We start from the raw sequence: 26,587 nt of genomic DNA on the forward strand, positions 1-26,587 counted from the left end.
GATGGCAGTGGAGATGCACCCGGTCCGGATCCGGGAGTTCACGGACTACCTGCACGGGCTGCTGGCCCGGCTGGACCCGTCCGGAGGCTGGTGCGCGGTGTTCTGGCACCGGGACCCCGACGGTATGCGGGCCTGTCTCGACGGGCGTGAGGTGCCGCCCTGGGACGTGATGGAAGCGCTGCTCCAGGACCTGCGTACCGTCCACGGCCCCGGGGCCGACGAGTCCGAGACGCCGAAGGCCCGTGGCCTGCACGCCGCCGCCCTCGCCGCCCACGACGCCCGGCCCGGCGCCCGGGAGGATCTCGCCGACCGGCTCTACGTGATGCTCCGCGAACAGAAGTACGCGGCGGAGCGGCACGCGCACCTGAGCGAGGCCCTCGCCCGCGCCACCGGCCGGGCGGAGGCCGACGCGCTCGGCGTCGACCTCGCCTGGGCCCGCGACGACCACGGCCGGGCCGCCGCGCGGTGTGCGGAACTCCGTGACCGCGCGGACGCCCTGGACCGACGGGCACGGCGGACGACGGCCCCCGCTCCGGCACCCGTACCGGGCACGGTGCCCGGACCCGCCACGGTGCCCGGATCCGCCCCGGCGCCCGGACCCGACGCGGTGCCCGACCGGGAGGCCGTCCGCCGCGACGCTCCCGCCGGCCGGCCCGCCCCCGTGCCCAAGCAGCGCACACGGCGCCGTGGCAGCGCCCGCTTCGCCGGCGTGACGGACGAGGCGGCGGCCCCCGTCGTCGTACCGCCCGCCGCCGTCACCTCGCCCGGGTCCTTACCCGCGCCCGCACCCGGGCCCGGTTCCGGCCCTGCCCCTTCCCCGGCGGCCGTCCCCGTCACCCGCACCGCCCGCACCCCGCGCGGCGCGCGCTTCGCAGGGGCCGTCGACGGCGCGGGGGAGGGACGGGTGGGGCCGGGTTCCGGCGCGCACGGCGAGTCGTGGGCGGCCGGAGAGCCCGTCGGCGCGGCGGAGCGGCAGGAGGTCGCCCGGCTCGTCGGCACCCTCGCGCGGCTGCGCCGCGACGGGCGCAGCGGCGAGGCGCACGCCCTGCTCGCCGAGGCCGCGTCATGGCCCGTCGCCCGGCTCCCGCTGCTCGCGGACGGGATGCGGAGCGCGGGACTGGGCGCCGACTGGACGACGCTCCTGTGGGAGGCCGCCTCCCTTCCCGCGGATCGGCTCGTCGCCGCGGCCGACGCGCTGACCGCGGCGGGGCAGACGGGCGACGCCGAGCAGATCCTGCGCCAGGGCGTCGTACGGCCCGCCGAGGAAACCGGCCGGGCGGTCCTCGCACTGGCGGCCGAGGACCGCCACCGCGAGGTGCGCACGCTGCTCGACGCCTACGTGAGGACGCGCACCCCCGAGGAGGCGGCCCGCAGCGCCGCCCCCGGCCCCGAACGGCTCGTCCCGCTGCTGCTCGGAGCCGCCCGGGGAGTCTCCGAGGAGCGCTACTGGGACCTGCTGCACGCCCTGCGCGTCGCGGGATTCACCGCCTGAACGGGCCCCGCCGGAGAGGTCCTGACCGGCGGGGCCCGGAACTCACCCACCGGAGTGCGAAACACGATCGACTCCGCGGCTTCACGACGATGGTCTTGGCAAGGCCGCCCGAGAGGCTTACGTTCGTCCCTCTACGACCGCTTCTACGGGCGTAGAGGCGCTGACGTCGCGTCGAAGGAGCAGCTCATGGCCAACGTCGTACGTGCCGCCCTGGTCCAGGCCACCTGGACCGGCGACACCGAGTCCATGCTGGCGAAACACGAGGAGCACGCGCGCGAGGCGGCCCGGCGGGGCGCGAAGATCATCGGGTTCCAGGAGGTCTTCAACTCGCCCTACTTCTGTCAGGTGCAGGACGCCGAGCACTACCGCTGGGCCGAGCCCGTGCCCGACGGGGCGACCGTCACCCGGATGCGGGAACTGGCCCGGGAGACCGGCATGGTGATCGTCGTGCCGGTGTTCGAGGTCGAGCAGTCGGGGTTCTACTACAACACCGCGGCCGTGATCGACGCCGACGGCACCGTCCTCGGCAAGTACCGCAAGCACCACATCCCGCAGGTCAAGGGCTTCTGGGAGAAGTTCTACTTCAAGCCCGGCAACCTCGGCTGGCCCGTCTTCGACACCGCCGTCGGCAAGGTCGGCGTCTACATCTGCTACGACCGCCACTTCCCGGAGGGGTGGCGCCAGCTCGGACTCAACGGAGCCCAGCTGGTCTACAACCCGTCCGCCACGCACCGCGGCCTCTCGTCCCACCTGTGGCAGCTGGAACAGCCGGCCGCGGCCGTCGCGAACGAGTACTTCGTCGCCGCGATCAACCGCGTGGGCCAGGAGGAGTACGGGGACAACGACTTCTACGGCACCTCGTACTTCGTCGACCCCCGCGGACAGTTCGTCGGCGACGTCGCCAGCGACAGCAAGGAGGAGCTCGTGGTCCGGGACCTCGACCTCGGCCTCATCGAGGAAGTGCGGCAGCAGTGGGCGTTCTACCGCGACCGCCGCCCCGACGCCTACGAAGGGCTGGTGCGGCCGTGACCGACGACCTCCTGGGCCGCCACCGTTCCGTGCTGCCCGACTGGCTCGCCCTCTACTACGAGGAACCCCTCGAGATCACCCACGGCGAGGGCCGCCACGTCTGGGACTCCGAGGGCAACCGGTACCTCGACTTCTTCGGCGGCATCCTCACCACCATGACCGCCCACGCCCTGCCCGAGGTGACCAAGGCGGTCGCCGAGCAGGCCGGGCGGATCATCCACTCCTCCACCCTCTACCTCAACCGGCAGATGGTGGAACTCGCCACCCGTATCGCCCAGTTGAGCGGCATCCCGGACGCCCGGGTCTTCTTCACCACGTCCGGCACCGAGGCCAACGACACCGCCCTGCTGCTCGCCACCACCCACCGGCGCAGCAACACGGTCCTGGCGATGCGCAACAGCTACCACGGACGCTCCTTCGGCGCCGTCGGCATCACCGGCAACCGCGGCTGGTCCCCGACCTCGCTGTCCCCGCTGCAGACCCTGTACGTGCACGGCGGCGTGCGCACCCGCGGCCCGTACGCCCCGCTCGGCGACGCCGAGTTCATCGCGGCCTGCGTCGACGACCTCAAGGACCTGCTCGGCCACACGCGCCCGCCCGCGGCGCTGATCGCCGAGCCGATCCAGGGCGTCGGCGGCTTCACCTCACCGCCCGACGGACTGTACGCGGCGTTCCGCGAAGTCCTGAACGCCCACGGCGTCCTGTGGATCTCCGACGAGGTGCAGACCGGCTGGGGCCGCACCGGCGACCACTTCTGGGGCTGGCAGGCGCACGGCCGAGGCGGACCGCCCGACATCGTGACCTTCGCCAAGGGCATCGGCAACGGCATGTCCATCGGCGGCGTCGTCGCCCGTGCCGAGATCATGAACTGCCTGGACTCCCACAGCATTTCGACGTTCGGCGGCACCCAGGTCACCATGGCCGCCGGCCTGGCCAACCTCACCTACCTCCTCGAACACGACCTCCAGGGCAACGCCCGGCGGGTCGGCGGCCTGCTCATCGAACGCCTGCGGGCCGTCGCCGCCCAGGTGCCCGCCGTACGGGAGGTCCGCGGGCGCGGACTGATGATCGGCATCGAGCTGACGAAGCCGGGCACCGACGAGGCCGATCCGCAGGCCGCCTCCGCCGTACTGGAGGCGGCCCGCCGGGGCGGACTGCTCATCGGCAAGGGCGGCGGCCACAACACCAGTGCCCTGCGCATCGCCCCGCCCCTGTCCCTCACCGTCGCGGAGGCCGAGGAGGGCGCAGCCATCCTCGAACAGGCTCTGCAAAGCCTCCGGTAGCGGCCCGGCGCCCACCCCCGGTCGCCCGCGTCCCCGTGCGGGGCGAAGCCCTCGAGGGGCGCGGGGACCATGCGGCCGGCCACCAACGACCCGCACCTTTCGACCACGACCCAGCGGAGCGTGCACGCATGATCCGTACCGTCATCCGGGGTGGCCTCGTCATCACCGCCTCCGACGAACTCCACGCCGACGTCCTGATCGAGGACGGCCGCGTCGCCGCCCTCGCCGCCTCGGGCACCCCGGCCGCCCGGGCGTTCACCGCCGACCGGACCATCGACGCCACCGGGAAGTACGTCCTGCCGGGCGGCGTCGACGCGCACACCCACATGGAGCTGCCGTTCGGCGGCACCTTCGCCTCCGACACCTTCGAGACCGGCACCCGGGCCGCCGCCTGGGGCGGCACGACGACGGTCGTCGACTTCGCCGTGCAGAGCGTCGGCCACTCCCTGCGCGAGGGACTGGACACCTGGCACGCCAAGGCCGAGGGCAACTGCGCCATCGACTACGGCTTCCACATGATCGTCTCCGACGTGAACCCGGACACCCTCAAGGAGATGGACCTGCTGGTCGAGGAGGGCGTCACCTCCTTCAAGCAGTTCATGGCCTACCCCGGCGTCTTCTACAGCGACGACGGACAGATCCTGCGCGCCATGCAGCGCTCCGCCGAGAACGGCGGCCTGATCATGATGCACGCCGAGAACGGCATCGCGATCGACGTGCTCGTCGAACAGGCCCTGGCCCGCGGCGAGACCGACCCCCGCTACCACGGCGAGGTCCGCAAGGCCCTGCTCGAGGCCGAGGCCACCCACCGCGCCATCCGCCTCGCGCAGGTCGCCGGTGCCCCGCTGTACGTCGTCCACGTCTCCGCGACGGAGGCGGTCGCCGAACTGGCACGGGCCCGCGACGAGGGACTGAACGTCTTCGGCGAAACCTGCCCGCAGTACCTGTTCCTGTCCGCCGACAACCTCGCCGAGCCGGACTTCGAGGGCGCCAAGTACGTGTGCAGCACGCCCCTGAGGCCGAAGGAGCACCAGGCCGCGCTGTGGCGGGGCCTGCGCACCAACGACCTCCAGGTGGTCTCCACCGACCACTGCCCGTTCTGCTTCACCGGCCAGAAGGACCTCGGCCGCGGCGACTTCTCGAAGATCCCCAACGGTCTGCCGGGCGTCGAGAACCGCATGGACCTGCTCCACCAGGCAGTCGTCGACGGGCACCTCACCCGCCGCCGCTGGATCGAGATCGCCTGCGCCACCCCGGCCCGCATGTTCGGCCTGTACCCGAAGAAGGGCACGCTCGCGCCGGGCGCCGACGCCGACGTCGTGATCTACGACCCGCACGCCGAGCAGGTCATCTCCGCCAGGACCCACCACATGAACGTCGACTACTCGGCCTACGAGGGCAAGCGCGTCACCGGCCGCGTCGAGACCGTCCTCTCGCGCGGCGAACCCGTCATCACCGAGCGGGAGTACACCGGACGCGCCGGACACGGCGTCTACACCCCGCGGTCCACCTGTCAGTACCTCACCTAGGAGCGGTGCGCATGGACTTCGGACTCGTTCTGCAGACCGACCCGCCGGCCTCGCGGGTCGTCGGCCTGATGAAGCGCGCCGAACAGGCCGGCTTCACCCACGGCTGGACCTTCGACTCCGCCGTGCTCTGGCAGGAACCGTTCGTCATCCACAGCCAGATCCTGGCCCACACGACGACGCTGACCGTCGGCCCGATGGTCACCAACCCGGGCACCCGCACCTGGGAGGTCACCGCCTCCACCTTCGCCACCCTCAACGACATGTTCGGCAACCGCACCGTCTGCGGCATCGGCCGGGGCGACTCCGCGATGCGGGTCGCCGGCCGTGCCCCCAACACCCTGGCCCGCATGAGCGAGGCCATGAAGGTCATCCGTACCCTCGCCGAGGGCGGGGAGGCCGACCTCGGCGGCGGCACCGTCGTCCGCTTCCCCTGGATCAAGGAGGACTCCCGGCTCCCCGTGTGGATGGCCGCGTACGGGCCGAAGGCACTGCGGATGGCGGGGGAGGAGGCCGACGGCTTCATCCTCCAGCTCGCCGACCCCTACCTCACCGAGACCATGGTCAAGGCGGTCAAGGACGCCGCCGTCGCCGCCGGGCGCGACCCCGCCGAGGTGACCGTCTGCGTCGCCGCCCCGGCCTACGTCACCGAGGACGACTCACCGGAAGCACTCGCCCACGCGCGCGAACAGTGCCGCTGGTTCGGCGGGATGGTCGGCAACCACGTCGCCGACCTGGTGGCCCGGTACGGCGCCGAGAGCGGCGTCGTACCGCACGAACTGACCGACTACATCGCCTCCCGCCAGGACTACGACTACGCCCACCACGGCCGCAGCGGCAACCCCGACACCGCGTTCGTGCCCGACCGGATCGTCGACCGGTTCTGCCTGATCGGCACGGCGGAGCAGCACGTCGGGAAACTGAAGGCGCTCCGCGCGCTGGGCGTCGACCAGTTCGCCGTCTACGACATGCACGACGCCCCGGAGACCGTGATCGACGTGTACGGGACGCACGTGATCCCGGCGGTCAACGGCTGACCCGCGCCCCCAAGGCCGGTGTCCCGGCTGCCGAGGCGCACCCCCTGCCCCGGTCCGTCGTACCCGCCGGACTCAGGCCTTGCCCGCCAGCAGGGCCGCCACCGCTTCCTTGGCGGCCTTGATGGCGCCCTTGTTGATCTCGTCCGTGGAGGGGGCCTTCTTCGACTCGAAGTCGCTGCCGTTGTACGTCACGACCACCAGCGCGTTGGAGGCGCGGGCCACCACCACGCCCTCCCGGGTCTGCTGCTTGTCCTCGGTGGCGAGGTCCACGACCGAGTACGCGGCGTCACCGAGCCCGGGGACCGCGCCCCCGCCGCTCCTGTCCTTCAGTCGCCCCTGGTACGACTTCTCGGCCGCGTCGTCCGACTGCAGGACCTCGAAGGACACGTCGAGCCAGCGGTACTCGTAGCCGTCGAGCGCGTTCCACGAACAGGTCCGGCGCAGCTCGGAGTCGGTGGACTTGATCTCCTTGCCGGCCGCCTTCGCCCCGGGCACAAGGGACTTGACGGTCTTCTCGGCGATGCTGCCGCAGGGCGCGGGAGCGGCGGTGTACGTCTTCGGCACGGCCGTCGTCGACGGGGCGGAGGCGGACTGCGACGCCGTCGTCTCCGGCGGCTTCTTCTCGGCGGCCTGCGGCTCGGAGGAGGACCCGGACGACAGTGCCCAGCCCGCCGCGGCGAGGACGACCACCGGGGACAGGCGCGCGGTCAGGGCTATCGGCAGAGGAAAGGAACGCACGGCGCACTTCTCGTGGGGGTCGGTGCGGAAGGGTGCCCGCACTGCGGACGGGACGCCAGTCTCACACGCTTCCCGGTGGGGCGGAAGTGCGAACTCGCTCCGTAGGCGCGGGGTGACGGGGGAGCAACACGAGGGGGCGGTGCTTTGCCGTACTTCCCCTGGATTCAGGCGATTTGAGACGTCGTGACGGCGTCGCGGAGGCATCACGACGCCGGTCGACGGGTGGGCGCGGAGCGGGCCGGCGGGCGGGCCACCCGGTGGGTCAGGGCACGCGCGCGGTCCACTGAGGGGTCGTGAACTTGGTCCGTGCCAACTCCCGGGCGCGGGCCAGCTCCTCGTCGGTCACCTTGCCGCCGGACACGCCGTACCGGGCGCGGAAGGAGCCGATCATGTTCTCGATGACCGTCTCGCGGGGCAGGCCCGTCTGCCGGCGGAGCGGGTCGACGCGCTTCTTGGCGCTCCTGGTGCCCTTGTCGGACATCTTCTCCTTGCCGATGCGCAGCACCTCGAGCATCTTGCCGGCGTCGATGTCGTACGCCATCGTCACGTGGTGCAGTACCGCACCCGGACCGCCGTCCGGGCCCACCATCCGCTTCTGGGCGGCGCCGGCGATCTTGCCCTGGTCGGTGGTGATGTCGTTCAGCGGCTGGTACCAGGCCCTGATCCCCATGTCACCGAGGGCGCCGAGCACCCAGTCGTCGAGGTAGGCGTAACTGTCCTGGAAGGACAGCCCCTGCACCAGGGACTCCGGCACGGACAGCGAGTACGTGATGGTGTTGCCGGGTTCGACGAACATCGCGCCGCCGCCGGAGATGCGGCGCACCACCTCGATGCCGTGCCGCTCGGCCCCCTCCGGGTCGACCTCGTTGCGCAGCGACTGGAAACTGCCGATGATCACCGCGGGACCGCCCCACTCCCACACCCGCAGCGTCGGCGGACGGCGTCCCGCGGCGACCTCCGCCGTCAGCACCTCGTCCAGCGCCATGTGCAGCGCCGGGGGCTGCGGACCCTCGTGGATCAGCTGCCAGTCGTAGTCCGACCAGTCGGTGGCGCGGGCGACCGCGCGGCGCACCGCGACGGCGACGCCCGCCGAGGTCAGCCCGTACATCACGGTCCCCTCGGGAAGCGCGGCGTCGATCCGCGCGGCGAGCCCGGCCGCGTCCAGGTCCGCCGGGGCACCGTCCAGAGCGTGGTTCACGGCGTCCAGCGCCTCGTCCGGTTCGAGGAAGAAATCGCCCGCGACCCGCGTGTTCCGCAGTACGCCGTCCGTCACCTCGACGTCCACGACGACCAGCTTGCCGCCGGGAACCTTGTACTCACCGTGCACCGTCTCCGCCTTTCGTCCCGTCGCACGGGATCAACACCGGAGGCGGTCGCGGTGTTCCCGCCGGCACGCGGGCGGGCCGGCGGGGACGCGCGGGGCCAGGTCCGGGCCACGGGCCGCAGAAGCCCGTGGCCCGTCAGGGCGTCACGGCTTGCGGGCGAGACCGCCGTGCTCGGCGATGACCGGCGCGTCGGACGCGTCGGCGTCCGGGCGCCACCGGGTGACCGAGACCACGCCGGGCTCCAGGAGCTCCAGGCCGTCGAAGAACGAGGTGATCTCCTCGACGGTACGCAGGTTGTACGGGACGGCACCGCTCTTGTTGTAGCCGTCCTGGGCCTGCTCGAACCCCGGGTCGAAGCCCCGGGAACCGTCGTTGACGGACAGGTAGCTGCCGGACGGCAGCGCGTCCATCAGCCGCGTCACGATGGAACGCGCCTCGTCGTAGTCGGAGATGTGGCCCAGGATGTTGCTGAGGATGAGGGCGGTGGGGCGGGAGAAGTCCAGGGTCTCGGCGGCGGCGGCCAGGACACGCTCCGGGTTCAGCACGTTCGAGTCGACGTAGGCGGTCGCTCCCTCGGAGGTGGAGTAGAGCAGGGCGCGGGCGTGCGCCAGGACCATCGGGTCGTTGTCGACGTAGACGATCCTGCTCTCCGGGGCGATGCGCTGGGCGACCTCGTGGGTGTTGTCGGCGGTCGGCAGGCCCGTCCCGATGTCCAGGAACTGCCGGATGCCGGCCTCGGACACCAGATACGTGATGTTGCGCCGCAGGAAGGCCCGGCTGCTGCGGGCGATGGTCACGATGCCGGGGAAGACACCGGTGTACGCGTCGCCGGCCTCCTCGTCGACCGGGTAGTTGTCCTTGCCGCCCAGCCAGTAGTTCCAGATCCGGGCCGAATGCGGCACCGAGGTGTCGATCTTCTGGTGTGCGGCGGTTCCGGGCGTCGTCTCGGGGTCGCTCATGGGTACGGTCCGTCTCTCAGCCGAGGCAGGCGTGTTCAGCCAGCGGGTGTGTTGCCCCACAACTTACGTCTCAACAGTGTTGTTGCGCACTTCAGTTCGTCACTCCCGCGGGGCATGGACGGATTCCGCTTGACGCCGTCGGTGGCGCCGGTCGGTGGCACCGACGGACGGTGCGCGGTCGACCGCGCACCGTCCGTCGGCTGTTACGTGGCGCTTGCCGCGTTTTCCGGCAGGGACGCCGCGGCGGCGTCCGCACCGGGGGTCTGCGGGTGTACGCAGTGCCACCGGTGGCCGTCGGGCGTGTCGGCCACCGTGGGGAAGGTGGTGGCGCACGCGTCGTCCGCCTTCCAGCAGCGGGTGCGGAACGGGCAGCCGGACGGCGGGTTGGTCGCCGAGGGAACCGGTCCGTGCAGGACGATGCGCTCGGGGCGCTCCAGCAGACTCGGCGTGGCGGAGAGCAGGGCCTCGGTGTACGGGTGGCGTGAGGCGCCGGAGACCTGTGCGGCCCCGCCCTCCTCCACCACGCGGCCCAGGTACAGCACCGCGATGCGGTCCGCCAGATAGCGCACCGTCTGCACGTCGTGGGAGATGAACACCATGCCGAGGCCGAGACGGGCCCGCAGATCGACCAGCAGATTGAGGATCTGGGCGCGCACCGACACGTCCAGGGCGCTGGTGGGCTCGTCGGCGACGATCAGCTCCGGTTCCAGGGCCAGCGCGCGGGCGATGGCCACACGCTGGCGCTGGCCGCCGGACAACTGGCCGGGCAGCGCCTCCAGGGTGTGGCCGGGCAGGCCGACCAGGTCGAGGAGTTCCTCGACCCGCCGTTCCCGCTCCACGCCCGTACCGCGCTTGTGCACGTCCAGCGGATCGCGCAGGATCCGGCGCACGGGAAGCCGCGGGTTCAGCGCGGTGGAGGCGTCCTGGAAGACCACGCCGACGGCGGAACCGAACGTGTTGCGGCGCTCGGCGGCGCTCATCGTCCACAGGTCCTGGCCCCGGAAGTAGACCTGTCCCTCGGTGGGACGCTGCAGTCCGGTGACCACGCGGGCCAGGGTGGACTTGCCGCAGCCCGACTCGCCGACCAGGCCGAGGATCTCGCCGCGCCGGACCTCCAGGGAGGCGTCGGTCAGGGCGTGCACCGAGTCCCGGCGCAGGATGCCCCCGCTGCGGGCCCTGTGCCGTACGTGGATGTGGTCGAGCCGGATGAGAGGGTCCATGGCGGTGTCCTTCGGGGCGGTCATCGGGCGCTCTCCAGCGACTTCGCCGACCGGTTCGCGGGTGCGGGGTGGTGGCAGGCGAAGAGATGGTCCCCCCGGGCCTCGCGGTCGGCGGCGGGCGGCGGGGTGGTGGCGCACAGGTCGGTGGCGGCGGGACAGCGGGACGCGAACCGGCAGCCGGCTCCGAACGCCTTAGGGGCCGGCACGACACCGCGGATCTGGTGCAGCCGCTGCGCCCCCGACTCCAGCGAGACGACCGAGCCGAGCAGCCCCCGGCTGTAGTGGTGCGCCGGGTCGGTCAGCAGCGAGCGGGTGTCGCCGGCCTCGGCGACCTGACCGGCGTACATCACCGCGACCCGGTGGGCGAGGTCGCCGACCAGGGCCAGGTCGTGCGAGACGAGGACCATCGCGAAGCCGAGCTCGTCACGCAGCTCGATCAGCAGTTCGACGACCTGGGCCTGCACGGTGACGTCGAGCGCGGTGGTCGGTTCGTCGGCGATGAGCAGCCGCGGACTGCGGGAGAGCGCCATGGCGATCAGCACGCGCTGGCGCTGGCCGCCGGAGAGTTCGTGGGGGTAGCTGCGCAGCGTGCGTTCGGGGGACAGGCCGACCAGTTCGAGCAGTTCGGTGGGGGTGCGGGTGCCGCCGCGGGAGGTGAGCCACCCCAGCTGGGTGCCGATCAGCACGGACGGGTTCAGGGACGACATGGCGTCCTGGTAGACCATGGCGATCTCCGGGCCCATGAGCGCCCGGCGCTCCTTCGGCGACAGCGTCAGCAGGTCGCGGCCGCGGTACAGGATCTCGCCCTCGGCCTCGGCGTTGCGGGCCAGCAGCCCCATGATCGCGAGGCTGGTGATCGACTTGCCGCAGCCGGACTCGCCGACCAGTCCGAGGGTCTCGCCCTCGCGGACGGTGAAGGAGATGCCGTCGACGACGCGGGTGTCGCCGTAGCGGTCGGGGAACCGGATGGACAGGTCGCGTACGACGAGCAGTTCGGGCGCGTCCTCGCGCAGCGGCGGAACAGCGGGCTCCATGGCCGCGAGCCGGGTCGCGAGTTCGGCGAGCGCGGCGTCCACCGTCTTCTCGTCGGCCGCGGGTGCGGCGGCCGCGGCGAGGTTCTCGTCGGAGTCGCCGCCACCGGTGCGGGCCTTGTCCGGCGAGGCGGCGGCGTCCGTCATGCCCTCGGACAGCACGTTCAGCGCGAGCACCGTGACCAGCACGCACAGGCCGGGGAAGAGGGTCGCCCACCAGCCGCCCGACAGCAGGATCTGCCGGCCGTAGGCCAGGACGCTGCCCCAGCTGGGGTCCGGGTCCTGCACGCCGGCGCCGATGAAGGACAGGCTCGCCTCGAAGATGATGGAGTCGGCCACCATGACGGTCGCGAACACCATGACCGGCGCAGCACAGTTGATGGCGACGTGCCGGGCCACGATGTAGCCGCGGCGGGCGCCGATGACCTGCTCCGCGGCGACGTAGTCCTCGCCGTACTGCTCCAGCACGTTGGCCCGCACCACCCGGGCGAGCGAGGGCGAGTAGACGAAGGCGATGGTGAAGATGATGACCGGGACGCTGGGCCCGAAGACGGCGACGAGCACGGCGGCCAGCGCGATCGGCGGGAACGACATCACGACGTCGAGCGTGCGCATCACCGACTCGTCGGCGAACTTGCGCGAGGTGGCCGCCAGGGCGCCCAGGGCCGAACCGATGACCAGGGCGAGGAAGGTCGCGCCGAGACCGATGACGAGAGAGTAGCGCGCACCGTGCACCACCCGGGCGAACACGTCCCGGCCGGCCCGGTCGGTGCCGAACCAGTGGTCGGCGCCCGGCGCCTGGGCGGGGATGCCGGTGGCCAGGGGGTCCTGCGTGAGCAGCGGGGCGAACACCGCGCCCAGCACCACCACCAGCAGGACTCCGAGGGCGATCCGGGAGGGCACGGGCAGGCGGCGCAGGCGGGCGCCGGGGGCCAGCCGCTCGGCGAGGGAGCGTGGAGCGAACATCACACCGTCCTGATGCGCGGGTTGACGAGCAGGTAGAGCAGGTCGACGACGACGTTGACCACGAGGAAGGCGACCGCGATGGTGAGCACGGTGCCCTGGACCAGGCCGACGTCGCCTCCGTTGACGCCCTCGAGGATCAGCTTGCCCATGCCGGGCAGGTCGAAGATCGCCTCGATGACGACGGCGCCGCTGAGCATGTAGCCGACCTTGACGCCGAGCACGGTCAGCGGGGTGACCAGGGCGTTGCGGAGCACCGAGCGGATGATCAGGAAGGGCGGCAGGCCGCTGCCCCGGGCGGTGCGCACGTAGTCGCGGTCGAGTTCGGAGACCATCGAGGTGCGCACCAGGCGGGCCAGCGACGAGGCGACGGGCACCGCGAGGGACAGCGCGGGCAGCGTCATGCTCTCGAGCCATCCGGAGAACGAGTCGGCCGGATTGACGTAGCCGCCCGTCGGGAAGAGCGGCATGTTCAGCGAGAACTGCTGGATGAGCAGCACACCGAGCCAGAACGAGGGCAGGGCGATCCCGGCCATCGACAGCACCCGGAAGACCTGGTCCGGCCAGCGGTCCCGGTAGACGGCGCTGGTGACGCCGAAGACCAGCGCCAGCACGACGGCCAGCGTGAGGCCGAGCAGGGTCAGCTGCAGCGTGAGCGGGAACGCGTTGGCGATCCGGTCGATGATGGGCTGGCTGGGGGACATGGTGACACCCAGGTCCCCCTGCAGCAGATCGCCCAGGAAGGCGAAGTAGCGCACCGGCAAGGGGTCGTTCAGTCCGTTGGCCTCGGCGAACGCGGCCCGTGCCTCGGGGCTCGCCGAGTCGCCGAGCGCGTTGTAGGCGGGGTCGGCCGGCGAGAACTGCAGGACGACGAAGACCAGCAGCGCGATGCCGAGGACCATCACCGGCATCATCGCGACGCGGCGCAGCGCGAGCCGGAGAAATGCAACCATCGTGAGGTTCCTAGAGATTGGGGGCCGGGCCGCCGCCCCCGTGGCGTTGCGGCGGCCCGGCGGTCCGGACGGACGAGGCTCAGGCGCGGCCGACGTCGATGAACGACAGCCCGGTGGTGGGCAGCGGCTTGAACCCCGTCAGCGTTCCCTCCCGCCATGCGGTGGGCAGCTTGCGGTGCAGCACCGGATACAGGGCCGCCTCCTCGGCGACCAGGTCGGTGACCTGGCCCCACAGCTCCTTGCGCTTGGCCTCGTCGGCCTCCGTCGCGGCCTTGTCGAGCAGCGACTTGGTCTTCTTGTAGGCCGCGGAGCCCTTCCATCCGTAGCGGTTCTCCGGCCAGAAGCCGTAGTAGAACCAGCGCAGCAGCAGGTCGGCGTCGTTGCCGAAGACGGACGGGTCGCCCGGGGCGGCCAGGGCTTCGAAGTCACCCTTGTCGATCTTGGCGTACTGGGCCGGGGACTGCTGGATGTCGAGCTTGACCTCGACACCGACGGCCGCCCAGCTCTCCTTGATCAGGGGCGCGATGTCCTTGACCCAGCCGTTGTCGGTGAGCAGCAGGGTGAAGGAGAGCTTGCCCGCGCCCGCCTCGGCGAGCAGCTTCTTCGCCTTGGCCGGGTCGTGGCGGTAGACGGTGGCGGCCTTGTGGTACTCGGGGTGCGTGGCCGGCACGTAACCGGTGGCGGCCTCGGCGTTGCCCAGCAGCGCCGTCGAGATGATCTTCTCGGTGTCGAGCGCGTAGTGCAGGGCCTGCCGCACCCGCTTGTCCTCGAAACGCTTGTCGGCGCAGTTGAACATGAGGAAGAGCAGTCCGAAGGACTGGACCGACTCCACCTTGTCCTTGCCGGTAAAGCCCTTGACGTCGATGTAGGGCACGTCCTCGATGGCCTGGACCCGTCCGGACTTGAGCGCGCTGACCCGCGCGGACGGGTCGGACATGAGGCGCCAGACCATCTTCTTGGCCTTGGCCGGGTGCGGGCCGTTGTACTTGTCGTACGCCTCCATGACGATCTTGTCCTCGCGGACCGCCGACACGAAACGGTACGGGCCCGAGCCGACGGGCTTGGCGTCGAAGGCCTTGGGGTCGGCGCCGGCGATCTTCTTCGGCACGATGCGCACCACGGATATGCGGGACGGGAAGAGCGCGAAGGCGTACTTCAGCTTGAACTCGACCGTCGACGCGTCGACGGCGGTGACCTTGTCGATGAACGGGACGAACTGCGCCATCAGGGAGGCGTTCTTCTCGTCCAGGACACGCTCGAAGCTGAACACCACGTCGTCCGCGGTGACCGCGGAACCGTCGTGGAAGGTCGCGCCTTTGCGCAGGGTGGCCCGGTAGGTGGTCGCGTTGACCTTCTTGGGCATCTCGGTGGCCAGCGCCGGACGCGCCGCGAGGGTGGCCGGGTCGAGGTCCACCAGGCCCTCGAAGATGTGCATGTTGGCGGCGTACGGGGTCGCACCCGAGGTGATCATCGGGTCGAAGCCCGTCGAGAGCGGGTAGGAGAGACCGGCTTCGATGGTGTCGCTGCCGCTGCCCGAGTCGCCGGTACCGTCTCCGCTGGAGGCCGGGCCTCCGCAGGCCGTCAGGCCCGCGGTGACCGCGGTCGCCACACCGATGGCACTGGTGTATCTCATGAAGGTGCGGCGATCGACGCCGGCTGTACTGCGCGCGGACAAGGGGTCCTCCATGCGGGAGATGGGAGAGGGCGAGCTGAAAGGGGGCGGATGTGGTCGGAACCTCACCGACTGCGCATCAGACGTCTGATGTCTGATGCTTGATAACGTGGGAACGTAGCCGGGCAAGGGAGAGGGGTCAAGAGGTGGCGGTGGGGAAAGGGGCGATTCGGCACACGGTGCCGGAGCCCAAGACGGTACGACAGCCGTTGAGACAGGAGGTCGTCGACGGCATCAAGTCCTATATTCTGCGCAACGCGCTGCGTCCGGGAGATCCTTTGCCGACCGAGCCCGCCCTGTGCGAGGCGCTCGGCGCGAGCCGGTCCAGTGTGCGGGAGGCCATCAGGATCCTGACCGCGCTCGACATCGTCGAGGTGCGGCACGGGCACGGCACCTATGTCGGACGGCTGAGCCTGTCCGCCCTGGTGGAGAGCCTGACCTTCCGCGGCCTGCTCAGTCCCGACGACGACTTCCAGGTGCTGAGCGACCTCATCGAGGTGCGCGAACTGTTCGAACGGGGTATGGCCGACCGGCTCGTCACCTCCCTCCGTGACGAGCAGATCGACCGTCTCGACGGCCTCGTCGACGAGATGCGCAAGGCCGGCGCGGGGGAGGGGCACGGCTTCGTCGAGGCCGACCGGGCCTTCCACACCCTCCTCCTCGCCCCGCTGGGCAACGACCTCGTCGGCCAGCTGTCCACGGCGTTCTGGGACGTCTACGTCATCGTCGCGCCGCACCTCGACGTCTTCACGCACGAGCACGAGGCCGCCACCATCGCCAACCACCAGCGCATCGTGGACGCCGTCCGGGATCGCGACCCCGCCGAGTTCGCGGCGGCGCTGACCGAACACTACGCGCCGGTACGGCGGCGGATCGCGGAGGCCCGCGCCCGCCGCTGACCGGTCTGCGGCGACGACGGAGGCGTCCCTTCCGCAGGGGCGCCTCCGTCGTGTCGTGCGGGCGAGGGGGCCCCGGAGCGCGAGGCCGGCGCACTTGACGGCCGTCGCCCGGGTCTCTAGGGTCCCAGGACAACAGACATCAGACGTCTGCTCTTGATGCGGGGGCCGGCCCGGCCGGTTCCCTTCCGTACCTCCGCGCTGCGCCGCGCGCACGCCTCACCCACCGGGGCCCCCTCATGCCACTGACGGACCTCACCCTCGCCCAGTGCCTGACGCTGCGGCCCGACCTCGACGAACCCGCCGACCTCGACGCCTTCTGGGACCGGACCCTCGCTCAGGCCCGGGCGGCCGGCGGACCCGCCCGCTTCGTGCCCGTGGAGACCGGGCTGACCCAGGTGACGACCTGCGACGTGACGGTGCCGGGCTTCGCCGGCGAGCCGGTCCGCGGCTGGCTGCACCTGCCCGTCGGGGCCGAGGGCCCGCTGGGCTGCGTGGTGGAGTTCCTCGGCTACGGACGCGGACGCGGACTGGCGCACGAGCAGGTGCTCTGGGCGAACGCCGGCTACGCGCACTTCATCATGGACACCCGCGGCCAGGGCTGGTCCACCGCCGGCGGCGACACCCCCGACACCGCGGACGTGGGCGGTACCGTGCCCGGGTTCCTCACCCGCGGCGTCGAAAGCCCCCACGACCACTACTACCGCCGTGTGTTCACCGACGCCGTCCGCTTCGTCGAGGCGGCCCGCGCGCACCCGGCCGTCGACCCCGCCCGGACCGTCGTGACCGGCATCAGCCAGGGCGGCGGCATCGCGCTCGCGGCGGCCGCCCTCGTGCCGGGTCTCGCCGGCGTGATGCCCGACGTCCCGTTCCTGTGCGACATCCGGCGCGGGGCGAACATCGCGGCCCAACCGCCCTACACCGAGGTCGCGGAGTACCTGCGCCTGCACCGCGAGCGCACCGAGACCGTCTTCACCACCCTGTCCTACGTCGACGCGGCACTGCTCGCCTCGCGCGCGACGGCACCGGCCCTCTTCTCCATCGCCATGATGGACGAGATCTGCCCGCCCTCCACCTGCTTCGCCGCCTACCACCGCTACGGCGGCGACAAGGACCTGCGCGTCTACGAGTTCAACGGCCACGAGGGCGGCGGCGGCCACCACCGGCGCGAACAGCTCGCCTGGCTGCGGGAACGGCTCGCCCCGCCCCGCCCCAAGAACCCGGTGGACTCCGCGGACCCCGTGGGCTCCACCGTTCTCTCCGCACTGCACGATCCCCAACTCGCCTGACCCCTCACCAGAGAAGAGGCCTGTCCATGCAGCGAAGAGTCCCCCTCGGCATCACCGCCACCGCCGCCGCGGCACTGACGGTCCTGGCCGTCACCACCCCCACCGCCCACGCCGCGGACCAGCCCGCCCCCGCAGCCGCAGCCGCCGGCACCTTCACCTCGCAGAACATCGCGACCGCGGGCACGGGTTCCCCCTACTACCGCATCCCCGCCCTGACCCGCACCACCAAGGGCACCCTGATCGCCTCGTACGACGCCCGCCCCACGCTGGCCGACCTGCCCGGCAACCTCGGCGTCGTGCTCCGCCGCAGCACCGACGGCGGCGCCACCTGGCAGACGCAGCAGGTCGTGCGCAAGGAAGCCGCCCCCAAGGGCTACGGGGACCCCAGCCTCCTGGTCGACCGGGAGACCGGACGGATCTTCGTCTTCTACGCCGCCTCCGTGAACCAGGGCTTCTTCGGCTCCGGGACCGGCAACGACGAGAGCGACCCCAACGTCCTGCAGGCCGACTACAGTTACTCCGACGACGACGGCCTGACCTGGAAGCACGAGCGGATCACCGCGGAGATCAAGAACCCGGCCTGGGCCGGCATGTTCGCCGCCTCCGGCGAGGGCATCCAGCTGCGGCACGGCACCCACAAGGGCCGCCTGATCCAGCAGTACGCCATCCGCAACAACGGCGCCAACTACGCGGTCAGCGCCTACAGCGACGACCACGGCGCCACCTGGAAGATGGGCACCCCCGTCGGGCCGGGCGGCGACGAGAACAAGACCGTGGAGCTGTCCGACGGCCGCGTCATGCTCAACAACCGCTCCGCGCCCTACCGCACGGTCGCCTACTCCTCCGACGGCGGTGTCACCTACACCCCCTTCCAGCAGGACACCGAACTGCCCGACCCCGCCAACAACGGCTCCATCGCCCGCTTCGCGCCGGGCGTCGCCGCCTCCCACCCGCGGGCCTCCTGGCTGCTGTTCAGCAACACGGCGACCACCAACAGCCGCAGCAACCTCACCGTCCGCCTGTCCTGCGACAACGGGCAGAACTGGCCGATCCGCAAGACCGCCGAGGCCGGCTCGGCCGCCTACTCGACGCTCACCCCACTGGACGACGGCACGGGCTCCAACTCCCGCGTGGGCATGCTCTGGGAACGCAACAACTACCAGCACATCACCTACTCCTCCTTCGACCTCAAGTGGCTCGGCGGTGTCTGCGCACCGGTCACCGTCACCCCGCCCGCCTCCCTGCCCGCCGGGAAGACCACCGAGGTCACCGTCCGGGTCGTCAGCCAGAACGACGTCCTCCTCCCGGCCGGCAAGGTCTCCCTCAAGCTGCCGGCGGGCTACAGCGCCCCGGCCGTGGACATGCCCGCGCTCAACCCGGGCCAGGGAGCGAACGTCAAGATCCCCGTCACCGTGCCGGCGAACGCCACGGCGGGCACCGTGCAGGCCACCGCCACCTACACGGTCCGCGGCAGCCAGAATTCCTACGGAGACAGCAAGTTCACCGTCACGGCCCCCTGAGGTCCGCCCGGCCGATCACGCCGGGTTCTCGCGGGGCAGCGCCTGATCCATGACGACAGGCACTCCCCGTTCCACCCGGGCCGCCCGCCCACCACCCATCGGCGGGCGGCCCGTTTCCTTCCGTACCACCACCGCACAACCCAGGAGCACTCTCATGTCCCCGTCCCAGCCGCTGCGCGGCGTCGTGCCGCCCGTCTGCACCCCCCTGGACGCTTCGGGCGAGGTCGACACCGCCTCACTCACCCGGCACGTCGAGCACCTCGTGAGCGGGGGAGTGCACGGCCTGTTCGCGCTCGGTTCCAGCAGTGAGGTCGCCTTCCTCACCGACCGGCAGCGTGCGGTGGCGCTGCGGACCGTCGTGGACGCCGTCGCCGGACGCGTCCCCGTGCTCGCCGGCGTCATCGACACGACCACCCCCCGGGTGATCGACCACGCGGAGGCCGCGCGCGAGGCGGGCGCCGACGCCCTGGTCGCGACCGCGCCCTTCTACACCCGGACCCACCCCCGGGAGATCGCCCACCACTTCCGCACCCTCCGCGCCCGCGTCGACCTGCCCCTGTACGCCTACGACCTGCCGGTCTCCGTGCACAGCAAGCTCTCCACCTCCCTGGTACGCGAACTCGCCGAGGACGGCACGCTCGCCGGCCTCAAGGACAGCAGCGGCGACGAGGGCGGCCTGCGCCGGCTCATCGTCCAGCTCGGCGGGCGGCACGGCCGCGCCGACGGCCCGGCCCCCTCCTTCAGCATCCTCACCGGCTCCGAACTGACCGTGGACGCCGCCCTGCTGGCGGGTGCCGACGGCGTCGTCCCCGGCCTGGGCAACGTGGACCCCGCCGGATACGTGCGCCTCTACGACGCCGTGCGCGGCGGCGACCTGGACAGCGCCGTCAAGGAACAGGAGCGGCTCGTCGAGCTGTTCGGCATGGTCGACGCCGGGCCGGGGGACGAGATGGGCCCCAACTCCTCCGCCATCGGCGCCTTCAAGCACGCGCTGCGGCTGCTCGGGGTGTTCACGCACGGCACCACCGCGACCCCGCAGATCCAGCTGGGCGAGGCGTCGATCGCCTTCGTCGAGCAGCGGCTGCGCGGCGCCGGACTGCTTCCGGTCCGATGACGACGCAGCAACCGGACGCGAGCGTCATCGGCCTCGACCTGGGCGGTACGAAGATCGCCGCCGCCCTGGTCGGGGCCGACGGCGCCGTCCTGGACCGGCATTCCCTGCCCACACCGGCGACCGAGGGGGCCGAGGCGGTGCTCGACGCGCTGGCCGAGGCCGCCCGCGCGGTCCGGGCACCGGGCACGAGGGCGATCGGCGTCGCGGCCGCCGGAGTGATCGACCCCGCCACCGGAACCGTCACCAGCGCGACCGACACGATCCGCGGCTGGGCCGGCACCGCCCTGGCCACCGGCCTCGCCACCCGCACCGGGCTCCCGGTGGCCTGCGACAACGACGTACGCGCCGCTGCGGCCACGGAACTGGCCGCCCTCCAGAAGGGCGGCACCGGCCGCGGGAACGGCGCCGCGCACGGCGACGGCGGCACGGACGGCCCACGGCCCACGCTGATCTACGCGGCCGTCGGCACCGGCGTCGGCGGCGCCGTCGCCGCCGAGGGACGCATGCTGCACGGTGCGGCCGGCATCGCCGGACATCTCGGCCACCTGCCGAGTCCCGAGGCCGAGGGGCTGCCCTGCACCTGCGGCGCCACCGGCCATCTCGAGGCGATCGCGGCGGGCCCCGGCATCACCGCCCACTACACGCGGATGAGCGGAGTCCCGGCCGACCGCTTGGAGACCGTGGCCGCCCGCGCGGCCCAGGGTGACCCGCACGCCACCGCGGCCATCGTCCTGGGCGCCGAGGCCGTCGGCCGCGCCCTGGGCGGCCTCGCCAACACGCTGGGGGCCGACCACGTCGTCGTCGGCGGTGGCGTGCCCCGCATCGGAGCGCTGTACACGGACGCCCTGAGCGCCGCCTTCGCCGCCGAACTCATGCCCCCGCTGCGGGGCCTGCGCCCCGCCCCGCCGGGCGGCGGATCCGACGCCGCGGTGCACGGCGCCGCGGCGCTGACCCGCACCCTGCCCCTGCACAGTCCTCGAGCCACCGGAGTTCCTCGATGACCCTGACCCTGGCCGACGCCCTGAAGGGCCGACTGATCGTGTCCTGCCAGGCCCCGCCCGGCGACCCGATGCGCCAGACCGACACGCTGGTACGCCTGGCCCGCGCGGCCGAGGCCGGCGGCGCGGCGGCCGTGCGCGTCAACGAGCCGGAGGTCGTCGCGGCCACCGTCGCCGCCGTCGGCCTGCCCGTGATCGGGCTGTGGAAGGACGGCGACACCGGCGTCTACATCACCCCGACCGTGCGCCACGCCCTCGCCCTCGTCGAGGCCGGAGCCGCGGTCGTCGCCGCCGACGCCACCGCGCGCCCGCGGCCCGACGGCAGCACCTTCGCGGACCTGGTCGAGGCCGTTCACGCGGCGGGCGCCCTGGTCATGGCCGACGTGTCGACCTTCGACGAGGGCCGCGCAGCCGCCGCCCGGGGCGCCGACTTCGTGGGGACGACGCTGTCCGGGTACGTGCCGGGCACGCCCCGCCAGACCGCCCCCGACCTGGCCCTCGTCGCCGACCTCGCTGCCGCGGTCCCCGTCCCGGTGATCGCCGAGGGCCGGATCGCGACCCCGGAGCAGGCCGCCGAGGCCCTGTCGGTGGGCGCGCTGAGCGTCGTCGTGGGCACCGCCATCACCGCACCGACCGCGCTGACCCGCACCTTCGTGGCCGGACTCACCCCCTGAGCGTGCCGGCGGAACGCCGGGTCGTCGTCCGGCGACCGGGGTGACCCGGTCGCCGGCCTCCCCCTCCGCGAGGGACTCCACGCGACGAGGAACCGTCCGCTCCCGCCGGTGACGGCCGAGCAGGGGGCGCACGGGCGCAGCGGCCCTTCACAGGAGTGAGGACCGCTGCGCGGGGGAGAGGGGACGCCCGCCCCGCCGACGCGGATCACCGTGCCCCACCCTCCTGCCCGCACCGTGTCCTGCGGGTCGGGTGCGACGATCGTCGTCGGAGAGGTTCCCTGTCCGGGGACGCCGTGCCCGCCGACGGCCCGGCCTCCGTCACCGGCCGTGATGATGTCCGTCGAGGGAGAGCACGTGGAAGACCCGACGCAGCAGGAGGAACTGGCGAGCGCCGAGGTGCGGGAGCGGGTCCGGGACAGTTTCGACCGCCAGGGGCTGATGGCCCACCTCGGCGCGCGGGTCACCCACATCGGACCCGGCCGCGTGCACATCGAACTCCCGCGCCGGCCCGAAGTGACCCAGCAGCACGGTTACTTCCACGCCGGCGCCACCAGTGCCGTCGCGGACAGCGCCGGCGGCTACGCCGCCTTGACGCTGTTTCCCGAGAACACCGAAGTGCTCACCGTCGAGTACAAGATCAACCTCCTCGCGCCCGCCGTCGGCAGCCGCGTCGAGGCGATCGGGACGGTCCTGAAGTCCGGCCGTACCCTGACCGTGTGCCGGCTGGAGGTGTTCGGCGTCCGGGACGACGGTGAGCGGAAGCTCGTCGCCCACGGGCAGCAGACGCTGATCCGGGTGGACCGCCCCGAGGCGTGAGACCGGAGGCGTGAGCCCGCGGGACCGGTCCGCGGGAGCGGTCCGCGCGGCCGGCGCAGGTCTCACACCGGTTGCCACAGGTGGGCGAGTGCCGTCGGGGTGAGGAGCCGGTCCGGCGGTCCCTGGCCGGCCAGGCGGCCGTCGCGCAGCAGCAGGCACGTGTCCGCCGAGCGTGCCGCGTCCAGGTCGTGTGTGGCGTGGACGAGGGTCACCCCGTCGGCGACCAGCTCCGTCAGCAGCGTCGCCATGCGCTCCCTGCCCTCGGGGTCGAGGCCGGTGGCCGGCTCGTCCAGCAGGAGCAGGTCCGACTCCTGGGCGAGGCCCTGTGCCATGAGCGTGCGCTGCCTCTGCCCGCCGGAGAGCTCGCCGAGCTGACGGGCGGCGAGCGCAGCGATGCCGAGGCGCTCCATGACCTCGTCCACCACCGTCCGGTCGCGCCGCGTGAGCCGGCGCCATGGTCCCCGCTCGCCCCAGCGCCCCATCTCCACGGTCTGCCGGACCGTCAGGGGAAGCGCGTCACCGACGGCCCCGCGCTGCGGGACGAACGCCGGCGGCCGGGCTCCGTCGTGCCGGACCTCGCCCGCGGTGGGGCGGATCACGCCGGCCAGAACCCCGAGCAGCGTGGACTTCCCGCTGCCGTTCGGGCCGATCAGCGCTGTCACGGCCAACGCCGGTATCTCGCCGTCGAGTCGATCGAGCACGGGGCGGCCGGGGTGGCCCGCGGAGAGCCCGGTGAAGCGGACGCGGGGCGGCATCCGGTCCCCGGCGGCAGAGGAGGGGGTTTTATTGAACATGATTGTCATTGTAGTGTGCTCGCATGGAATGGTTGACAGGCCCTTTCGAGGTGACCTTCGTGCAAAGGGCCCTGTGGGGCGGGATGTTGGTGTCGGCGATCTGCGCCCTGGCGGGCACCTGGGTGGTGCTGAGGGGAATGGCCTTCCTCGGTGACGCCATGTCGCACGGACTGCTGCCCGGCGTCGCGCTCGCCGCGCTTCTGGGGGGCAACCTGCTGGCGGGAGCGCTGCTGAGCGCGGCCGTGATGACGGCCGGGGTCACCGCCCTCGGGCGTACCCCGAGGCTGTCCCAGGACACCGGGATCGGCCTGCTCTTCGTCGGGATGCTGTCCCTCGGCGTCATCATCGTCTCGCGCTCGCAGTCCTTCGCGGTCGACCTGACCGGGTTCCTCTTCGGCGACGTCCTCGCCGTCCGGGAACAGGACCTGCTCCTGCTGGGCGCGGCCCTGCTGCTGGCGCTGACCGTCTCGGTCCTCGGCCACCGCGCCTTCCTCGCCCTGGCGTTCGACCCGCGCAAGGCCCGCACCCTCGGTCTGCGTCCGCGCGTCGCCCACGCCGTCCTGCTGGGCCTGCTGACACTGGCCATCGTCGCCTCCTTCCACATCGTGGGGACGCTGCTGGTCCTGGGCCTGCTCATCGCCCCGCCGGCGGCCGCGCTGCCGTGGGCGCGCAGCGTGCGGACGGTGATGGCGATCGCGGCGCTGCTCGGCGCGGCCGCCACCTTCTTCGGCCTGCTGCTCTCCTGGCACCTGAGCACCGCCGCCGGCGCGACCGTCTCGGCCCTCGCGGTGGGCCTGTTCTTCCTCTCCCACCTGGCATCGGGCGTCCGCCACCGCCGCCGCGAGCGCCGGGAGGCCGGCCGCGCCGTGGCGACCGCCTGACGGGACCCGGCCGAAGAGGCCCGGCCCGAGAACCCGATCCCGATTCACGACCTGATCCAGAAACCTGATGGAGGCGATCCCCTTGCCCGTCCGAGGAAACGTCACTGCCGGGGCGCCCGCGCTCCTGGCCCTCGCGCTGCTCGCCACGGGCTGCGCGGACGGCCGGGACGACGCCGCCTCCACCCCGCCGGCGAGCCCGTCGGCCGCCGCCCCGCACGGATACGTCGAAGGGGCGCAGGAGAAGGCCGAGCAGCAGTCCAGGCTGCTCCTCAACGACCCGAGGACCGGAGACACCCGCGTCCTCGACCTGATCACCGGAGAGGCGCACGAGGTCTCCCGGACACCGGGCACCTCGGCCCTCACCACGGACGGCCGGTTCGGCTACCTCCACGGCGCGGACGGCACGCGCGTCCTCGACACCGGCGCCTGGACGGTGGACCACGGCGACCACGTGCACTACTACCGGGCGGCGATACGCGACGTGGGCCGCCTCTCCGACGGCTCCGGCGCCCCCGGCGACCCCGACGGCACCGGTACGCGCGTCCGCGGCGACGCCGCGGTGACCGTCGTGACCCACGGCGACGGACGGGCCGAGATCCACCGCCGGGCCGACCTGGAGGCAGGGGACCTCGGCACTCCCCGCCCGCTGCCCGGGACGCACGCGAGCGCCGTCGTGCCGTACGCGGAGCACCTGCTGACCCTCACCGACGACACGAAGGGCACCCCGAAGGCCGCGGTGTACGACCGCGAGGGCGAGCGCGTCCCGGCGCCGGACGCCGTGTGCGAGGAACCGCGGGGCGACGCCGTCACCCGGCGGGGAGTCGTCCTCGGCTGCGCCGACGGTGCCCTGCTGATCCGCGCGGAAGGCGGCACGTTCACCGCCGAGAAGATCCCGTACGGCACGCGCGTCCCCGAGGCGGAACGGGCCACGGACTTCCGCCACCGGGCCGGCAGCGACACGCTCACGGCGCCGGCCGGAGACCGGGCCGTATGGGTCCTGGACGTCACCGAACGCACCTGGACACGGGTGGAGACCGGCCCCGCCGTCACCGCCAACACCGCGGGCGAGGGCTCGCCCCTGCTCGTCCTTCGCACCGACGGGACCCTGCACGGCTACGACATCGCCACCGGTGAGCGGGTGGCCCGGACGAAGCCGCTGCTGAAGGACGTACCCGGCACCGGGCCGGACGCGACGGCGCCCCGGCCCGTCATCGAGGTCGACCGCAGCCGCGCCTACCTCAACGACCCGGCGGGCGAGCGCGTGCACGAGATCGACTACAACGACGGCCTGCGCGTCGCGCGCACCTTCGACCTCGGCATCGAGCCGGCCCTGATGGCGGAGACAGGCCGGTGACGACGACACCGAAGCGCGCCGTGCTGCGGCTGCGCCGCCTGCTCCTCACCCTGATCGCCTTCGCCCTCGCCGGCACCGCCACCGCGTGCGCGACCGGTGACGACCGGCCCCGGGTCGTGGTGACGACGAACATCCTCGGCGACATCACCGGGGAGATCGTCGGCGACGAGGCCGACGTCACGGTGCTGATGAAACCGAACGCCGACCCGCACTCCTTCGGCCTGTCGGCCGTCCAGGCCGCCGAGCTGGAGCGGGCCGACCTCGTGATCGTCAACGGGCTGGGCCTGGAGGAGAACGTGCTGCGGCACGTGGAGGCCGCCCGGGAGGCCGGGACCGCCACGCTCGAGGTCGGCAGGGCGGTGGATCCACTCGTCTTCCGGGCACCCGCCGACGGAGGCCCCGAGGCGGAGGCCGGACAGCCCGACCCGCACTTCTGGACCGACCCCGACCGGGTGCGCACGGCCGCCCGCCTCATCGCCGACCGGGTCGTCGAGCACGTGGACGGCGTGGACGAGAAGGCGATCCGCGCCAACACCGACCGCTACGACGGACGACTCGCCGACCTGACCACCTGGATGGAACGCTCCTTCGACCGCATACCCGAGCAGCGACGCGCCCTGGTGACCAACCACCACGTCTTCGGCTACCTCGCCGAACGCTTCGGCCTCCGGACGGTCGGCGCGGTCGTCCCGAGCGGGACGACACTGGCCTCACCCAGCTCCTCGGACCTGCGCTCGCTCACCGGGGCCATGCGCGAGGCGGGGGTACGGACCGTCTTCGCGGACTCCTCCCAGCCCACCCGGCTGGCCGAGGTCCTGCGCACGGAACTGGGCGGCCGGGTACGGGTCGTCGCGCTGTACTCCGAGTCCCTGACCGAGCAGGGCGAGGGGGCCGGCACCTACCTGCAGATGATGCGCGCCAACACCACCGCCATGACGGACGGCCTGACCGGCGACTGAACCCCGAGCGCCGGCCCTCATTTTCGAACACCCCCTCCCGGAGCCGCGCCCGCGCGGCAGAAAA

General features: G+C 72.5%; 23 protein-coding genes. 15 read left to right on the forward strand and 8 right to left on the reverse strand.

Annotated elements, in window-relative coordinates; translation table 11 throughout:
* The first annotated feature begins 1 nt into the window (after nt 1).
* From ACIF80_RS27105 to ACIF80_RS27125, 5 genes are all read left to right on the forward strand, one after another.
* The gene (locus ACIF80_RS27105) at nt 2–1,492 is read left to right on the forward strand and encodes a hypothetical protein (RefSeq protein WP_399809507.1); all 1,491 of its coding nucleotides are present in this window, start codon (nt 2–4) and stop codon (nt 1,490–1,492) included.
* A gap of 186 nt (nt 1,493–1,678) precedes the next feature.
* The gene (locus tag ACIF80_RS27110; protein ID WP_399809508.1) at nt 1,679–2,521 is read left to right on the forward strand and encodes a nitrilase-related carbon-nitrogen hydrolase; all 843 of its coding nucleotides are present in this window, start codon (nt 1,679–1,681) and stop codon (nt 2,519–2,521) included.
* Nucleotides 2,518–3,804 carry an aspartate aminotransferase family protein gene (locus tag ACIF80_RS27115; protein WP_399809509.1) on the forward strand — a complete coding sequence of 429 codons (1,287 nt, stop codon included), beginning with the start codon at nt 2,518–2,520 and terminating at the stop codon, nt 3,802–3,804. The genes ACIF80_RS27110 and ACIF80_RS27115 overlap by 4 nt, the downstream gene beginning before the upstream one ends.
* Nucleotides 3,805–3,932: 128 nt before the next feature.
* The gene (gene hydA, locus ACIF80_RS27120) at nt 3,933–5,333 is read left to right on the forward strand and encodes a dihydropyrimidinase (protein ID WP_399809511.1); all 1,401 of its coding nucleotides are present in this window, start codon (nt 3,933–3,935) and stop codon (nt 5,331–5,333) included.
* An 11-nt stretch (nt 5,334–5,344) separates the two neighbouring features.
* Nucleotides 5,345–6,367, forward strand: coding sequence for a TIGR03842 family LLM class F420-dependent oxidoreductase (locus ACIF80_RS27125; protein WP_399809513.1), 1,023 nt, complete (start codon nt 5,345–5,347; stop codon nt 6,365–6,367).
* A 72-nt stretch (nt 6,368–6,439) separates the two neighbouring features.
* Here the strand turns inward: ACIF80_RS27125 and ACIF80_RS27130 are convergent, their stop codons facing one another.
* The 7 genes from ACIF80_RS27130 to ACIF80_RS27160 form a co-directional block, all read right to left on the reverse strand.
* The gene (locus ACIF80_RS27130; protein WP_399809515.1) at nt 6,440–7,105 is read right to left on the reverse strand and encodes a hypothetical protein; all 666 of its coding nucleotides are present in this window, start codon (nt 7,103–7,105) and stop codon (nt 6,440–6,442) included.
* A gap of 262 nt (nt 7,106–7,367) precedes the next feature.
* A complete protein-coding gene (locus ACIF80_RS27135; RefSeq protein ID WP_399809516.1) occupies nt 7,368–8,432 on the reverse strand; it encodes a biotin/lipoate A/B protein ligase family protein in 1,065 nt (354 codons plus the stop codon).
* 141 nt (nt 8,433–8,573) lie between these two features.
* Nucleotides 8,574–9,389, reverse strand: a complete 816-nt coding sequence (locus ACIF80_RS27140; protein WP_399809518.1) for an SAM-dependent methyltransferase — start codon at nt 9,387–9,389, stop codon at nt 8,574–8,576.
* A 203-nt stretch (nt 9,390–9,592) separates the two neighbouring features.
* Complete coding sequence (locus ACIF80_RS27145) at nt 9,593–10,633, reverse strand: oligopeptide/dipeptide ABC transporter ATP-binding protein (RefSeq protein WP_399809520.1); 1,041 nt, start codon at nt 10,631–10,633, stop codon at nt 9,593–9,595.
* Nucleotides 10,630–12,606 carry a dipeptide/oligopeptide/nickel ABC transporter permease/ATP-binding protein gene (locus ACIF80_RS27150; protein WP_399809521.1) on the reverse strand — a complete coding sequence of 659 codons (1,977 nt, stop codon included), beginning with the start codon at nt 12,604–12,606 and terminating at the stop codon, nt 10,630–10,632. The genes ACIF80_RS27145 and ACIF80_RS27150 overlap by 4 nt, the downstream gene beginning before the upstream one ends.
* On the reverse strand, nt 12,606–13,556 hold the full coding sequence (locus ACIF80_RS27155; RefSeq protein WP_399809522.1) for an ABC transporter permease: 951 nt from the start codon (nt 13,554–13,556) through the stop codon (nt 12,606–12,608). The genes ACIF80_RS27150 and ACIF80_RS27155 overlap by 1 nt, the downstream gene beginning before the upstream one ends.
* Nucleotides 13,557–13,635: 79 nt before the next feature.
* On the reverse strand, nt 13,636–15,189 hold the full coding sequence (locus ACIF80_RS27160; RefSeq protein WP_399809524.1) for an ABC transporter substrate-binding protein: 1,554 nt from the start codon (nt 15,187–15,189) through the stop codon (nt 13,636–13,638).
* Nucleotides 15,190–15,374: 185 nt separating this feature from the next.
* Between ACIF80_RS27160 and ACIF80_RS27165 the strand changes: the two genes are divergently transcribed.
* The 7 genes from ACIF80_RS27165 (at nt 15,375) to ACIF80_RS27195 (ending at nt 22,535) form a co-directional block, all read left to right on the forward strand.
* Nucleotides 15,375–16,127 (forward strand): FadR/GntR family transcriptional regulator, encoded by a 753-nt coding sequence (locus ACIF80_RS27165; protein ID WP_399809526.1) that lies wholly within the window; start codon nt 15,375–15,377, stop codon nt 16,125–16,127.
* A gap of 236 nt (nt 16,128–16,363) precedes the next feature.
* A complete protein-coding gene (locus ACIF80_RS27170; RefSeq protein WP_399809527.1) occupies nt 16,364–17,413 on the forward strand; it encodes an acetylxylan esterase in 1,050 nt (349 codons plus the stop codon).
* Between the two features lie 26 nt (nt 17,414–17,439).
* On the forward strand, nt 17,440–18,933 hold the full coding sequence (locus ACIF80_RS27175; RefSeq protein ID WP_399809528.1) for an exo-alpha-sialidase: 1,494 nt from the start codon (nt 17,440–17,442) through the stop codon (nt 18,931–18,933).
* A gap of 154 nt (nt 18,934–19,087) precedes the next feature.
* On the forward strand, nt 19,088–20,047 hold the full coding sequence (locus ACIF80_RS27180; protein ID WP_399809529.1) for a dihydrodipicolinate synthase family protein: 960 nt from the start codon (nt 19,088–19,090) through the stop codon (nt 20,045–20,047).
* On the forward strand, nt 20,044–21,048 hold the full coding sequence (locus ACIF80_RS27185) for an ROK family protein (RefSeq protein WP_399809530.1): 1,005 nt from the start codon (nt 20,044–20,046) through the stop codon (nt 21,046–21,048). Before ACIF80_RS27180 ends, ACIF80_RS27185 begins: the two co-directional genes overlap by 4 nt.
* Nucleotides 21,045–21,719, forward strand: coding sequence for an N-acetylmannosamine-6-phosphate 2-epimerase (locus tag ACIF80_RS27190; RefSeq protein WP_399809531.1), 675 nt, complete (start codon nt 21,045–21,047; stop codon nt 21,717–21,719). The genes ACIF80_RS27185 and ACIF80_RS27190 overlap by 4 nt, the downstream gene beginning before the upstream one ends.
* A gap of 333 nt (nt 21,720–22,052) precedes the next feature.
* Nucleotides 22,053–22,535 carry a PaaI family thioesterase gene (locus tag ACIF80_RS27195; protein ID WP_399809724.1) on the forward strand — a complete coding sequence of 161 codons (483 nt, stop codon included), beginning with the start codon at nt 22,053–22,055 and terminating at the stop codon, nt 22,533–22,535.
* Between the two features lie 62 nt (nt 22,536–22,597).
* Here ACIF80_RS27195 and aztA read toward each other — a convergent pair whose 3' ends face one another.
* Nucleotides 22,598–23,338 (reverse strand): zinc ABC transporter ATP-binding protein AztA, encoded by a 741-nt coding sequence (gene aztA / locus ACIF80_RS27200; protein WP_399809533.1) that lies wholly within the window; start codon nt 23,336–23,338, stop codon nt 22,598–22,600.
* 14 nt (nt 23,339–23,352) lie between these two features.
* Between aztA and aztB the strand changes: the two genes are divergently transcribed.
* The 3 genes from aztB to aztC all read left to right on the forward strand — a co-directional run bounded on the left by aztB (nt 23,353) and on the right by aztC (nt 26,523).
* Nucleotides 23,353–24,210 (forward strand): zinc ABC transporter permease AztB, encoded by an 858-nt coding sequence (gene aztB, locus ACIF80_RS27205; RefSeq protein ID WP_399809534.1) that lies wholly within the window; start codon nt 23,353–23,355, stop codon nt 24,208–24,210.
* 82 nt (nt 24,211–24,292) lie between these two features.
* Nucleotides 24,293–25,564 carry a hypothetical protein gene (locus ACIF80_RS27210; protein WP_399809535.1) on the forward strand — a complete coding sequence of 424 codons (1,272 nt, stop codon included), beginning with the start codon at nt 24,293–24,295 and terminating at the stop codon, nt 25,562–25,564.
* Nucleotides 25,561–26,523 (forward strand): zinc ABC transporter substrate-binding protein AztC, encoded by a 963-nt coding sequence (aztC, locus tag ACIF80_RS27215; protein WP_399809536.1) that lies wholly within the window; start codon nt 25,561–25,563, stop codon nt 26,521–26,523. The genes ACIF80_RS27210 and aztC overlap by 4 nt, the downstream gene beginning before the upstream one ends.
* The last annotated feature ends 64 nt before the right edge of the window (nt 26,524–26,587 follow it).

This window comes from Streptomyces sp. NPDC085927 (genome assembly GCF_044540975.1).
Classification (GTDB): domain Bacteria; phylum Actinomycetota; class Actinomycetes; order Streptomycetales; family Streptomycetaceae; genus Streptomyces; species Streptomyces hirsutus.